11 protein-coding genes are annotated in these 12,467 nt (G+C 70.0%); 5 read left to right on the top strand and 6 right to left on the bottom strand.

The features are described from left to right. Nucleotides 1-348: 348 nt before the first annotated feature. The 5 genes from ACTXG6_RS31980 (at nucleotide 349) to ACTXG6_RS31960 (ending at nucleotide 6,302) form a co-directional block, all read left to right on the top strand. On the top strand, nucleotides 349-1,410 hold the full coding sequence (locus tag ACTXG6_RS31980) for a hypothetical protein (protein ID WP_445183134.1): 1,062 nt from the start codon (nucleotides 349-351) through the stop codon (nucleotides 1,408-1,410). A 77-nt stretch (nucleotides 1,411-1,487) separates the two neighbouring features. Continuing rightward, nucleotides 1,488-2,165 carry a hypothetical protein gene (locus ACTXG6_RS31975; protein WP_445183133.1) on the top strand — a complete coding sequence of 226 codons (678 nt, stop codon included), beginning with the start codon at nucleotides 1,488-1,490 and terminating at the stop codon, nucleotides 2,163-2,165. Beyond that, a complete protein-coding gene (locus ACTXG6_RS31970; RefSeq protein WP_445183132.1) occupies nucleotides 2,162-2,875 on the top strand; it encodes an ABC transporter ATP-binding protein in 714 nt (237 codons plus the stop codon). The genes ACTXG6_RS31975 and ACTXG6_RS31970 overlap by 4 nt, the downstream gene beginning before the upstream one ends. Then, on the top strand, nucleotides 2,875-3,627 hold the full coding sequence (locus ACTXG6_RS31965; RefSeq protein WP_445183131.1) for an ABC transporter ATP-binding protein: 753 nt from the start codon (nucleotides 2,875-2,877) through the stop codon (nucleotides 3,625-3,627). Before ACTXG6_RS31970 ends, ACTXG6_RS31965 begins: the two co-directional genes overlap by 1 nt. Next, the gene (locus ACTXG6_RS31960) at nucleotides 3,624-6,302 is read left to right on the top strand and encodes an FtsX-like permease family protein (RefSeq protein WP_445183130.1); all 2,679 of its coding nucleotides are present in this window, start codon (nucleotides 3,624-3,626) and stop codon (nucleotides 6,300-6,302) included. The genes ACTXG6_RS31965 and ACTXG6_RS31960 overlap by 4 nt, the downstream gene beginning before the upstream one ends. A 238-nt stretch (nucleotides 6,303-6,540) precedes the next feature. Here ACTXG6_RS31960 and ACTXG6_RS31955 read toward each other — a convergent pair whose 3' ends face one another. From ACTXG6_RS31955 to ACTXG6_RS31930, 6 genes are read right to left on the bottom strand one after another with little or no spacing between them, the layout of a single operon-like run. Then, the gene (locus ACTXG6_RS31955) at nucleotides 6,541-7,578 is read right to left on the bottom strand and encodes a D-2-hydroxyacid dehydrogenase (RefSeq protein WP_445183129.1); all 1,038 of its coding nucleotides are present in this window, start codon (nucleotides 7,576-7,578) and stop codon (nucleotides 6,541-6,543) included. Between the two features lie 22 nt (nucleotides 7,579-7,600). Then, nucleotides 7,601-8,362, bottom strand: coding sequence for an SDR family NAD(P)-dependent oxidoreductase (locus tag ACTXG6_RS31950; RefSeq protein WP_445183128.1), 762 nt, complete (start codon nucleotides 8,360-8,362; stop codon nucleotides 7,601-7,603). A 39-nt stretch (nucleotides 8,363-8,401) separates the two neighbouring features. After that, a complete protein-coding gene (locus tag ACTXG6_RS31945; protein ID WP_445183127.1) occupies nucleotides 8,402-9,361 on the bottom strand; it encodes an ABC transporter permease in 960 nt (319 codons plus the stop codon). Between the two features lie 35 nt (nucleotides 9,362-9,396). After that, complete coding sequence (locus tag ACTXG6_RS31940; protein ID WP_445183126.1) at nucleotides 9,397-10,353, bottom strand: ABC transporter permease; 957 nt, start codon at nucleotides 10,351-10,353, stop codon at nucleotides 9,397-9,399. Then, nucleotides 10,350-11,390, bottom strand: a complete 1,041-nt coding sequence (locus tag ACTXG6_RS31935; protein WP_445183125.1) for an ABC transporter ATP-binding protein — start codon at nucleotides 11,388-11,390, stop codon at nucleotides 10,350-10,352. The genes ACTXG6_RS31940 and ACTXG6_RS31935 overlap by 4 nt, the downstream gene beginning before the upstream one ends. An 11-nt stretch (nucleotides 11,391-11,401) precedes the next feature. Continuing rightward, nucleotides 11,402-12,466 (bottom strand): ABC transporter ATP-binding protein, encoded by a 1,065-nt coding sequence (locus ACTXG6_RS31930; protein WP_445183124.1) that lies wholly within the window; start codon nucleotides 12,464-12,466, stop codon nucleotides 11,402-11,404. Nucleotide 12,467 lies beyond the last annotated feature (1 nt).

The raw sequence follows: 12,467 nt of genomic DNA, 5'->3' as shown, positions 1-12,467 counted from the left end.
CCGGTGGGCGGGCACCTGGTCCGGAGACTTGATCAGTATGGAAACCACGTTAGGCAGGACGGCGTAAGCGCTGCGCCATCCGGAGGCAAACGCTCGGCAAGATCCGGACGGTTGCCGGGGTGATCCGCCCTGAGTTCGGTGCGACAAGCGGACAAGGGTGGCCTCTGAGCGCTCGACGGTGACCGCCGGCCCGCTGTTTACCGAGCGCTGGATGTGGCCTGGTCGGGGCGTGGTCTCGGGCTGCCTAGCTTCGATCACATGTTGATGATCACGAACCGGGGGCGTTCCGCCGCGCGGCCAGGCCCACCGAGGCGCGGCTCGCGACCACGCGGGGCGACCTGGCGGCGTGTGCTGGGTGCCGGCCTCGCGTTGGTGTTGCTGCCGGTGCTGGTCTCCTACGGGCGGGCGCTCGGGTACCCAGGGCAGGCCTCGTTCAGTGTGCGCACCGTGGAGTGGATCAGGGACAACGGCGGCGGCGGGCTCGTCGATGCCGCGGAGAACTGGTGGTACACCCGCGATGCCCCACCAACCTCGGCGCCGGAGCCGGAGCTGGCGTCCAGGGTGCCCGTCCCGCCGCCCGGCGCTCCTGCCCCGCTCGCCGCGATCGGTCCGCACCTGGCCGCCGGTGAGGGCGCCTGGACAGCGGGGCCGAAGACCGCCACCGGGCGTACCCCGATGCTGGTCACCTACGTGCGACCCGACCCGGTTCATCCCGGAGTGCTGGCCGCCGTCGCACGGTTCGACCAGAATCAGGTCAGGGCGCGGATCATCGCGGGCACGCGGGAGCCCGACCAGCAGAGCTGGCCCGAGGGCGGGCAGGTGCCGCCCGAGCAGCGCGGCGCCCTGGTAGCCACTTTCAACTCCGGTTTCAAGATGGCCGACGCGCAGGGCGGGTTCTACGCCGATGCGCGGATGGCCAGGCCGCTGCGCGACGGCGCGGCATCGCTGGTCGTCGACGCCACCGGGCGGATCTCGGTCGACCGGTGGGGTCGTGATCGACGGTTCGGCCCGGATATCGCCGCCGTACGCCAGAACCTGGTGTTGATCGTGGACAACGGTGCGCCGGTTCCGGGTCTCGAGTTCAACCGGGACAATCGGTGGGGCAGCGCCAAGAACCAGCTCCAGTACACCTGGCGCTCGGCGGCCGGAGTCGACCCGGGGGGCAACCTCTTCTACGTGGCCGGGGACAAGCTGACACTGGCCACGTTGGCCAAGGCGCTCGCGGACACCGGGGCCACCCGGGGCATGGAGCTGGACATCCACCCGGCGGAGGTCCATCTGTTCGCCTACCGGTACGGGCCCGACGTGGCCGGGCCGGTACCCACCGCGCTGCTGGCCAATATGCTCGGCCCCACGGATCGATACCTGCAACCCGACCAACGTGACTTCGTCGCCCTCACCGCGCGCTGAGCCCCCTGTCGGACCGGCCAGCGGGCCGTCGGCTTCGTCTCATCGCATGTACATGGTCGGTGAGCAGGGTGTGGGCTATGAGCAGAAATCCCGGTACGTATTCGGTACGAGGGTGGGCCTCCGTCGCTGGTGGGGTAGCGACGGCGCTGGTGCTCACCGCCTGCACCACGGCCGCCCCGACCAGCGCGGGCGCGCCGACCGATACGGCCGGCCCCTCCGCCGAGGCCGCGAGTGCCCCGCCGGCCGCCGCTCCGCCCGAGACCACCACCGGCGGCGCGGAGGTCAACCCGTCCGGTGACATTCCCGACAACCAAGCCTTCGTGCCGTACTCCCCGCCGGGCGCGAGGTTCACGGTCTCGGTGCCGGAAGGCTGGTCGCGGTTGATCCAGGACGGCGGCGTCGCCTTCACCGACAAGCTCAACAGTGTGCGGATCGCGGCCGGCCCACAGCCGCAGGCACCGACGGTCGAGTCCGTGCGAGCCCAGGAGCTGCCCGCGCTGCGGGCCAGCGTGCCCGGCTACCAGGAGGGCACACTCGGCACCGTGAGCCGGTCGGCGGGTCCGGCCATACTGATCACGTACGGGGCCATCTCCGACCCGGACCCGGTGACGGGCAGGTCCCGGCCGAATGACGTCCAGCGCTACGAGTTCTGGCACACCGGCCAAGGCGTCACTCTCACCCTGTCCGGGCCGAAGGGCGCGGACAACGTCGACCCGTGGCGCAAGGTCACCGACTCGCTGCGGTGGACCCCGTGACCGAGCCGCCGGTCAGCTCCGGTTCGTCATCCGCGCGGCGGGTCCGGGGTCCGGCGCTCGAAGGGCGCTCGCTGCACCGCTTCTACCGCGTCGGCGACGAGGAGACCCTCGCGCTGCGAGGCGTGGACGTGCAGGTGGAGCCGGGTGAACTGGTTGCCGTGGTCGGTCCCTCCGGGTCGGGCAAGTCGACGCTGCTGGCCTGCCTGGCCGGACTGGACCAACCGGACGGTGGCTCTGTCGTGATCGCTGGTACGCCGATCAGCCACCGGTCCGAACGGGCCCGCGCCCGGATCCGGGCCCGCCACGTCGGGATGATGTTCCAGTCGGCGAACCTGGTCGAGCACCTGACGGTCGAGCAGAACGTGGCGTTGGTCCAGCACCTGGCTGGTGTCGCCGACCGGGCCGACCGGGCCGCGCTGCTCGACTCGCTCGGGCTGTCGCATCTTGCGCGGAGGTATCCGAGCCGGCTGTCCGGAGGGGAGTCCAGCCGGGCCGGTTTGGCGGTGGCACTGGCCAACGAGCCCGAGGTGCTGCTGGCCGACGAGCCCACCGGAGAGCTCGATACCGACACCGAGGCGGAGGTGCTGGCGCTACTGCGCCGAACCGCGCAGCGCGGGGCGGCGGTGCTGATCGCCAGCCACAGCGACGCCGTCGCGGCAGCCGCGGACCGGCGGATCGCACTGGCCGACGGACAGCTGGTGGCACCGTGATGAGCAGCGGCGCCGACCTCGAACGCCCTTCACCCGAGGACGACCTGCCCCAGGCGGACCTGGTCGAATGCCGCCGGGTGAGCCGCCACTACCGGGCGGGACCGGCCGACGTTCTCGCGGTCAGTGACGCGGACTGCTGGGTCAGCCCGGGCATGCTGGTGGCGTTGACCGGGCCGTCCGGGTCGGGCAAGTCCAGCCTGCTGTACCTGCTGGCCGGTCTCGAGCGGCCCACCTCCGGGCGAATCAGCTGGCCCGCGCTCGGCGGGGTGCCCCGTGACCTGCCCGGAGCGGTCGCGATGATGTTCCAGGGGCCGAGCCTGTTGCCCGACCTCGACGTCATCGAAAACGTCGGGCTGCCCCTACTGCTCACCGGCGAACCGGCCGGGGCCGCGACCGCGCGGGCCGCCGAGATGCTGCGCACGGTGGGTATCGCGGAACTCGGCGCGAAGCTGCCGGAAGAGCTTTCCGGTGGCCAGGCGCAACGGGTCGCCCTGGCCCGGGCACTGGTCACCCGTCCCCGGTTGATCCTGGCCGACGAGCCGACCGGCCAGCTCGACCGGGCCACCGGCAGCCGTGTCATCTCCGTGCTGCGGCAGGCGGCCCTGGAGTTCGGCGCCGGGCTGGTGGTGGCCACCCATGACCACGCCGTCGCCGACCGGTTCGACGTTCGATGGCGAATGTGCAACGGCCGACTCGCCGCGGCCGAGGACGTCGGTGACCGGGCGACCCCGTCGGCGGGGGTCGGGCGATGAAGCTGACCTGGCTGCTCGGACTGCTGCGCCACCGCGGCCCCCGGCTGGTTGCCACGGCGGCCGGCGTCGCGATCGCGGTGGCCCTGCTCGGCACCCTCGCCGCGTTCCTCGCCGCGTCCACGGCCACCATGACCGACCGCGCCACCCGCGCTGTCGCCGTGGACTGGCAGGTACAGGTTGCACCTGGCGGGGCACCGGCTCAGGTGCTCGACGCGGTCCGCGCCGCGCCGGGCACCACCGCCGCAGTACCGGTCGACTTCGGCCAGACCAGCGGACTCGTCGCGGTGACCCGGGCCACCGGGAACCCGGCCGCCACGACGACCCAGACCACCGGCCCGGGCGTCGTCCTCGGCCTGCCTGAGGACTACCGCTCGCTGTTCCCCGACGCCGTCCGTGTCCTGGCCGGCAGCGGCGGGGTGCTACTGGCCCAACAGACCGCCGCGAACCTACACGCCGCGCCCGGGGACACGATCCAGATCAACCGCTCGGGGCTGGCACCGGCGTCGGTACGGGTGGGCGGGATCGTCGCCCTTCCCCAGGCCGACTCACTGTTCCAACGGGTCGGCGCGGCGCCGAAGTCCCAGCCCCCGGCGCCGCCGGACAACGTGTTGCTGCTGCCCGAGGCACAGTGGCACCAGGTGTTCGACCCGCTCGCGCCAGCTCATCCCGACCAGCTCAGCACCCAGATCCACGCGGCGCGCAGCCACCGGCTGCCGGCCGATCCGGCGCAGGCGTACAACACGGTGGTGGGGGCGGCGCACAACCTCGAGCTGCGCGCCGCGGGGGCCGCGATGGTCGGGGACAACCTCGCCGCCACCTTGGACAAGGCCCGGGGCGACGCCGCGTACGCGCAGGTGTTGTTCCTGTTCCTCGGCCTTCCAGGGGCGGTACTGGCGGGGTTGTTCACCGCCGCGGTCGCTGCCGCCGGCACCGGTCGGCGGCGCCGCGAACAGGCCCTGCTGCGCGCCCGCGGCGCCGATGCCGGCCAGTTGGTCCAGCTCGCCGCCGTCGAGGCCGCCGCCGTCGGGGTGGCGGGCTGCTTGGCCGGTCTCGGGGCGGCGACGCTGATCGGGTGGCTGATGTTCGGCTCGGCGCGGTTCGGCTCGACCACCGCAAACGCCGTTGTGTGGGGAGCGGCCGCCACATCGACCGGACTGGTGATCGCGGCCGCCACGATCCTGCTGCCGGCGTACCGCGATCTGCGCACCGCGACGGTGGTGGCCGGGCGGGTGGACGTCGGGCGGGCGGAGGCACCCAGGTGGTCGCGCTACGGCCTTGACCTGTGGTTGCTCGCCAGCGGCGGCGCGGTGTTCTGGGCGACCAGCCGGTCGGGCTATCAGTTGGTGCTGGCGCCCGAGGGGGTGCCCGGGATCTCGGTGTCCTACTGGGCGTTCGCCGGGCCGGCGTTGCTCTGGGCCGGGTCCGGACTGCTTGTATGGCGGCTGGTCGAGTTGTTGCTTGGGCGCGGCCGCCCCATCGTGGCCGCGATGCTCGCGCCGCTTGCCGGCAACCTGGCCACCACGTCGGCGGCGATGCTGTCGCGGCGCCGCCGCCCGCTGGCCCGCTCGATCGTGCTGCTCGGGCTCGCGGTCGCCTTCGCCGCCTCCACGGCCACGTTCAACGCCACCTATCGGCAGCAGGCCGAGGTCGACGCGCAGCTCACCAACGGAGCCGACGTGACCGTCAGCCAACCGCCGGGTGGCGTCTCCGGCCCCGCCGCGGCCGCGCAGCTCGCCGCGGTGGCAGGGGTCCGGGCGGCCGAGCCGATCCAACACCGGTTCGGCTACGTCGGAACCGACCTTCAGGACCTTTACGGGATCAACCCCGCCACCATTACCCGGGGCACCTCGCTGCCGGACCAGTATTTCCAGGGCGGCACCGCGGCGGAGCTGCTCGGTCGCCTCGCCGCCGCCCCGGACGCGATCCTGGTCAGCGCCGAAACCGTCAACGACTTCCAGCTGCGCCCCGGCGACCTGCTCAACCTGCGCCTGCCCGACGCACGGACCGGTCAGCTCATCCCGGTCCCCTTTCACTACGCGGGCATCGTCACCGAGTTCCCCACCGCGCCCAAGGACAGCTTCCTGGTAGCGAATGCCGCCTACCTGGCAACGGCCACCGGGAGCGATGCGGTCGGGGCATTCCTCGTCGACACCGGGGGTCGGGACACCGCCGCCATCGCCGGCCGCATCCAGGCGCTGCTCGGCCCGTCGGCCACGGTCACCGACGTTGGCACGGTGCGCGGCCAGGTCGGCTCCAGCCTCACCGCGGTGGACCTCGCCGGCCTGACCCGTATCGAGCTCGGGTTCGCCCTGGTTCTGGCGGCCGCCGGTGGTGGGTTGGTGCTGGCCCTTGGGCTGGCGGAGCGCCGGCGAGGCATCGCCATCGCCGTCGCGCTCGGTGCCCGCCGCCGTCACCTGCGCCGGCTCGCCGCGAGCGAGGCGCTCGTCCTCGGCGCTGCCGGCCTGGGGGCCGGGGCCGCGACCGGCTGGGCGCTCGCCGAGATGCTGGTGGCGGTACTCACCGGCGTGTTTGACCCGCCACCGGCCACCATCGCGGTGCCCTGGGCCTACCTGGTCGTCGTCACCGTCTCCACCCTCGGTGCCCTCGCCGTCGCCACGGTCATCGCCACCCGCCCGGCCGGGCAACCCGACATTGCGCCATCGCGACAGGCATAAGGAGTTACGACGGCGCACCCGTAGTCCGGAGCGGCCTGAGCGTCGGTCGACGAGTTGGTACCGGTTGGAACGGTCGGTCAGAGAAGTCTACGGCCAACAGGACGTCGAGTCCGCCGAGGCGCGCAATCGTTTCGTCCCGGCCGGCCGTCGATCAGGCTGAGGAGATGATCGGGATACCGAGGTCCACAACGGTCGACAAGGGATTGTGGCTCTACCGTCCGGCGGGATCGTGCGAAAGTCAGTACCCCTTCTCGTTTGAGTAGAGGTTTCGAAGGGGCTGGCCGTTGAGCCACCGGTGAAGGTTGTCGCAGAAGAGGTCCGTCAGTATGGCGTTCTCCACGTCGACGGTAGAGGCGGAATGGGGGGAGATGATCACGTTGGGCATGCCCCACAGGGGTGAGTCCTCGGGCAACGGCTCCACGGTGACGACGTCCAGACAGGCGCCACCGAGGTGGCCATCGGCGAGTGCCTCGATCAAAGCCGCTTCCTCGATGACTGGGCCGCGGGCGATGTTGACCACGATTGCGCCAGCCGGTAGGAGGCCGAGCCGACGCTTGTCCAGCAGGCCCTGGGTCTGCGGCGTGAGTGGACAACACAGCACAATGGCGTCCACCTCTGGAAGGAGTTCGTCCATCGATGCTAACTCGACGATCTTGCTGACGGATGGGGCATCGACATTGTGCGGGTCCCGGGCCGCACCCCAGACCTCGACACCCATCGCAGTGAAGACCTCAGCGACCTTGCGGCCGATCTGCCCAAGGCCGACGATCATCACCCGGCGGCCCGCCAACTGCCGGGTGGTGTAGCGCTCCCAATGGCGTGCCGCCTGTCGGGTGGCGATGACAGGCAGCCCCTTGACGAAGTGCAGCACGCCCGTCAACGCGAATTCGGCCAAGGGGACAGCATGAACGCCCGCCGCTTTGGTGAAAATGATCTCTGTGCGGTCGAGCTCTGTGCGTTGGAGGAACTGGCCGATCCCGGAACTGGTCGCCTGTACCCACCGCAGGTCGGGGCAGTTGCCTGGCATTCCGGCGGGCGCGTACCAGTCGAAGTCGAAGCTGACATGCGCGGCGGACAGTAAGGAGCGCCACTGATCGAGTTGCCCGTCGGTGAGCTGACGGCTCGTGCCGACATGGTCAGCTCGATAACGCGGAACAGGCAACAGATGGGGTGCGTAGAGCACCTCGATGCAGGGATCGACCGCGGCAATACGGTCCACGTGTTCCTGTTCGAGCGGAGATCCGATCAGCACCCTCAAGGTGGCTTCTCGGCTCATTGCGAACCTCCTTCCCGTCCGGTTACAACTGCACGCCTCGCGTCAATGCTCCGTCCACAACTAAGTTGGTCCCGCTCGTGAAGCTGGACACGGGGCTGGCAAGGAACGTGACGGCGGCGGCCATCTCCTCCGCTGTGCCGAGGCGGCCGGTCGGGTTCAGCGCCAGCGTCGCCGCGAACCGTTCCGGGTTGTTGCGCCGCGTGTTGTCCCAGCTGCCACCCTCGAACAGGGTGTTGCCCGGTGAGACGGTGTTGGCGCGGATGCCCCCGGGTGCGAGCCGGTAGGCCAGTCCCTGCGTGTAGTGGACCAGGGCCGCCTTGATCGCACCGTACGGACCCTCGAAGAAGTCGATCTCCCGACCGGACACACTGGACACCGTGATGATCGATCCAGCCGTGCTCTGCTCCAGGTAGGGGAGCGCCGCGTTCACCATCCGGACCGCGCCCATGAGGTCGATGGTGAAGCACTTCTGCCAGGTTTCCTCGGTGTCCGCGGTGGACATCGCGCTGACGTTCGCCACCACGACGTCGATGCCAGCTAGTGCCGCGGCGGAGGCTGTCACCCACTCGGCCAGCGCCACGCCGTCCGCCACGTCCACCGCCGAGCCGATCGCCTTGCCGCCGGTGGCGAGGAGCTCAGCTTCGGTCGCCGCTACCGCGTCGGCGTTCCGAGCGCAGAACGCCACCTCAGCGCCCTCCTCGAGCAGAGCGCGCACGATGGCGCGGCCGATGCCACGGGTGCCGCCGGTGACCAGCGCTTTGCGTCCGGTGAGTTGCAGGTCCATGCCGTTGGTGTTCCTCTCGATCGGTGGAGCCGGGACGGGTCAGGACAACCTGACCTTGGCGTCCAGCAGCCCGTAGCAGATGTCCACAAGGATGTTGGCCACGACGACGAAAGCCGAGGCGAGCAGGACCAGGCCGATGATCGTCGGAAGATCCTGCTTGGTGAGCGAGTTGATGGCCAGCTCGCCCAGCCCGGGCAGGCCGAAGACGTTCTCAGTCACGATGGCGCCGCCCAGTAGGGTGCCGACGTCGATGCCGAACTGGGTGAGGATCGGCGTCAGTGCGGCCGGTAGCCCGTGCCGGTACACCACACGGCTCTCCCGCAGGCCCTTGGCCCGCGCCGTGCGGATGTAGTCCTCGCCCATCACGTCGAGCATCGATCCACGGGTCAGCCGCACGTAGGTGGCCGCGGTCACCAGCGCGATGGTCAGCCAGGGCAGGACGAGATAGCGGGACCACTGCAACGGGTCCTGGGTCAGTGGGATGTATCCCGCCGCCGGGAACCAATCGATGCCCATCAGGTGCAGTCGAAAGAACAGCACCAGCAGCAGGACCTCGCCGAGCAGGAACGTCGGCATCGAGTAGAAGAACAGCGCCAGCCCGGTCGTCGCCCGGTCCACCAGCGACTGCGGCCGGGTGGCGGCCAGGACGCCGGTGCTGACGCCGATGACCAACCAGAGGACGGCTCCACCGGCCACCAGGGACGCCGTCACCGGCAGTGCCTGCTCGATCAACGAGGTGACCGGCTGCGAGTTGGCGTAGGAGTAGCCGAAGTTTCCGTGCAGGGCTTTCCAGAGGAAGCTGCCGTACTGGGCGAGGATCGGTCGGTCCAGCCCCAGGTTGTGCCGGATGGCCTCGACGGTCTCCGCGCTGGCCTGCTTGCCGGCCAGCGTACGGGCCACGTCGTGCGGTGCGATGAAGTACATCAAGAACACGATGGTCGCGACGAGCCACACCACCACGACGCCGAAGGCGATTCGGCGGATCAGGAATCGCACCATTCACAAATCCCTGTCTCGCGGTCCGCTGTGGCTGATCATCGGCCCGTGGTGCGGAATTGGTCACCACGCGGGTCGAACGCGTCACGCACGGAGTCGCCCAGCAGGTTGAACGCCATGGTGGTGATGAGCAGCGCCAGTCCGGGGAAGGCCACGAACCACCAGGCGACCCGGTAGTACGGGAGCGACTCGGCCAGCATGTTGCCCCACGTCGCCGTCGGTGGCAGGACCCCGATGCCGAGGAAGGACATCGTCGACTCGAAGACGATCGACAGCGGGATCAGCATCGTCGCGTAGACGATCGTCGGAGCCAGCACATTGGGCAGGATGTCGACGAACATGATCCGCAGGTCGCTGGCACCGGACAGCCGGGACGCCTCGATGTACTCCTTCTCCCGGATGGACAGAACCTGCCCGCGGATGATCCGCCCGACCGATGCCCACGAGAAGAACGCGATCACGGCCACGGAGATGAGCAGGCTCGGGCCGATCAGGGAGACGAGTGCGATGGCGAAGACGAGGAACGGCAGCGACAGTACGACGTCCATGAGCCGGGACAGAACGCCGTCGACCGTGCCGGCGAAGTACCCGGCCAGCAAGCCCACGATCACGCCCACCAGCACGGCAAGGCCCGCGGCGACCACACCCACCAGCAGCGAGATCCGTGCACCGTAGATGACCCGGAGGAAGACGTCCCGTCCAAGGTCGTCGGTGCCGAAGTAGAACGTCGACCCCGGACCGACCGGGATGCCGTCCGGGGTAAGTCCCGTCGTCCGGAACTGGGTGTCGGGACTGTGGCCGAGGACATGGGCGATCAACGGGGCGAGGAGGGCCAGCAGCACGATGGCCGTGATCACCACCGCCGACCCGATCGCGACCTTGTCCCGGCGCAGCCGGGCCCACGCCAGTTGCCACGGGCCGCGGCCGTGGATGGCCGCGGGCGCGGCTGGCGTCGCGCCGGAGGTGATGGTCGCGACCGCGGGCGTCGACGTCATGCGGTCCTCCCGGGTTCGCTGTCGGGGATCGGATAGTGACAAGCGAAGGCGTGGGTCGGCACCGCGTCCGGTTCGGAGCCGACCGTCAGCTCGGGATCGTCGATCCGGCATCGCTCCCGCGCTCGAGGGCACCGCGGATGGAACCGGCATCCGGTCGGTGGGTGGACCGGCGAGGGCACGTCGCCGGTGAGCACGATGCGCGCGCCGTCGTCGACCTGATCGGGGTCCGGGTTGGGGACCGCGGACAGCAGTGCCTGGGTGTACGGGTGGCGAGGATGCGTGAACAGGTCCTCGGTCTCGGCGATCTCCACGATCCGGCCGAGGTACATCACCGCGATCCGGTCGCTGACGTGGCGGACGACAGACAGGTCGTGGGCGATGAAGAGGTAGGTCAGCCCGAGTTGGCGCTGCAGTTCGGCCAGCAGGTTGATGATCTGGGCCTGGATGGACACGTCGAGCGCGGAGACCGGCTCGTCGCACACGACCAGCTCGGGATTGAGGGCGAGCGCCCGCGCCAACCCGATCCGCTGCCGTTGGCCGCCGGAGAACTCCGTGGGGAAGCGGTTGTAGTGCTCGGGGCTCAGGCCGACCAGTCGCATGAGCTCCTGCACCCGCCGCTTGCGCTCCTCGCCGGAGGCGACTCCGTTGTTGGCGAACGGATCCCCGATGATGGATCCGACCCGGCGGCGCGGATTGAGGGAGCCGTACGGGTCCTGGAAGACCATCTGCATCTTGCGGCGGAGGGGACGCAGCCGCCGTCGGGACAGTGCGGAGATGTCCTGGCCGTCGAACGAGATGGTGCCCGATGTGATGTCGTGAAGCCTGGTGATGCACCGGGCCAGCGTCGACTTGCCGCATCCGGACTCGCCGACCAGGCCGAGGGTCTCGCCCCGGCGCACGGTCAGGTTGATCCCGGCCAACGCGTGCACGTGCTCGCTCGGACGCCCGAACCGGCGGCCGGACCTGACCGGGAACCGCTTCACGATGTCCACCAGTTCCAGCAGTGTCTCCGGGTCGGTCGTGTCGACCCGTGACACGGCCCCCTCGGTCATGCCGACGCCGCCGAATCGACGGCGGTTTCCCGTTCGACCGTGCCGTCGTCGTGCGAGGCGAGGCGGCGGCGCAACACGGCCTGCGCGTCGGTCCCGATCGCGTCCGGCGGTAGCCAGCAGGCGGACGCATGGTCCTGTCCACCCTCCACGTCCCGCATCGGCGGCTCGTCGGACCTGCACCGGTCGGTCGCGTAGTCGCACCGGGGCTGGAAGGGGCATCCCGGCGGCATCCGCAGCAGGCTCGGCGGCAGGCCAGGGATCGACCGCAGGGCACTCCCGCGGTCGCCGCGCTGGGGGAGCGAGTTGATGAGACCTTCGGTGTAGGGGTGGTGCGGTTGGTGGTACAACGTTCGCTTGTCGGCGTATTCCAACGGTTTGCCCGCGTACATCACGACGACGCGGTCGGCGACGTCGGCGATCACTCCGAGATCGTGCGTGATCAGGATGACCGCCGTTCCGAACTCCCGCTGCAAACTCTTGATCAGCGTCATGATCTGCGCCTGCACAGTCACGTCGAGAGCCGTCGTCGGCTCGTCGGCGATGAGCAGCTTCGGATTGAGCGCCAGCGCCATCGCGATCATGACCCGCTGGCGCATGCCACCGGAGAACTGGTGCGGGTAGTCGCGCACCCGCTGCGCCGGGGTCGGAATCCCTACCAGTTCCAACAGTTCGACGGCCCGCTGTCGGGCGTCCTTCCGGCTCACCGACTCGTGGGCCCGGATCATCTCGACGATCTGCCAGCCGACCCGGTAGTTCGGGTGCAGGCTGGACAGTGGGTCCTGGAAGATCATGCCGATCTGAGCGCCTCGGATCCGGCGAAGCTCCGAGGCCGGCGTGGTGAGCAGGTCTCTGCCCTCGAACCGGGCCTGCCCGCTCACCCGCGCGCCGCGGGTCAGTCCGACGATCGTCTGCGTGGAGACGCTCTTTCCCGAGCCCGACTCCCCGACGATGCCGAGCGTCTCGCCCGGCTCGACATCGAAGCTGACACCGCGCACGGCGGGCAGCACACCGTCCGGAGTAGCGAACGACACGTGCAGGTCCTCTACCTCAAGTAGCGACATG

The sequence above is a fragment of the Pseudonocardia sp. Cha107L01 genome (genome assembly GCF_052566575.1).
This window is presented reverse-complemented; position numbering and strand designations above follow the sequence as displayed.

Excerpts from the sequence above, each read along its gene's own strand:
- ACTXG6_RS31975 (WP_445183133.1), top strand. The coding sequence starts at position 1,488 with ATGAGCAGAAATCCCGGTACGTATTCGGTACGAGGGTGGGCCTCCGTC.
- ACTXG6_RS31965 (WP_445183131.1), top strand. The coding sequence starts at position 2,875 with ATGAGCAGCGGCGCCGACCTCGAACGCCCTTCACCCGAGGACGACCTG.
- ACTXG6_RS31960 (WP_445183130.1), top strand. The coding sequence starts at position 3,624 with ATGAAGCTGACCTGGCTGCTCGGACTGCTGCGCCACCGCGGCCCCCGG.
- ACTXG6_RS31955 (WP_445183129.1), bottom strand. The coding sequence starts at position 7,578 with ATGAGCCGAGAAGCCACCTTGAGGGTGCTGATCGGATCTCCGCTCGAA.
- ACTXG6_RS31950 (WP_445183128.1), bottom strand. The coding sequence starts at position 8,362 with ATGGACCTGCAACTCACCGGACGCAAAGCGCTGGTCACCGGCGGCACC.
- ACTXG6_RS31945 (WP_445183127.1), bottom strand. The coding sequence starts at position 9,361 with ATGGTGCGATTCCTGATCCGCCGAATCGCCTTCGGCGTCGTGGTGGTG.
- ACTXG6_RS31940 (WP_445183126.1), bottom strand. The coding sequence starts at position 10,353 with ATGACGTCGACGCCCGCGGTCGCGACCATCACCTCCGGCGCGACGCCA.
- ACTXG6_RS31930 (WP_445183124.1), bottom strand. The coding sequence starts at position 12,466 with ATGTCGCTACTTGAGGTAGAGGACCTGCACGTGTCGTTCGCTACTCCG.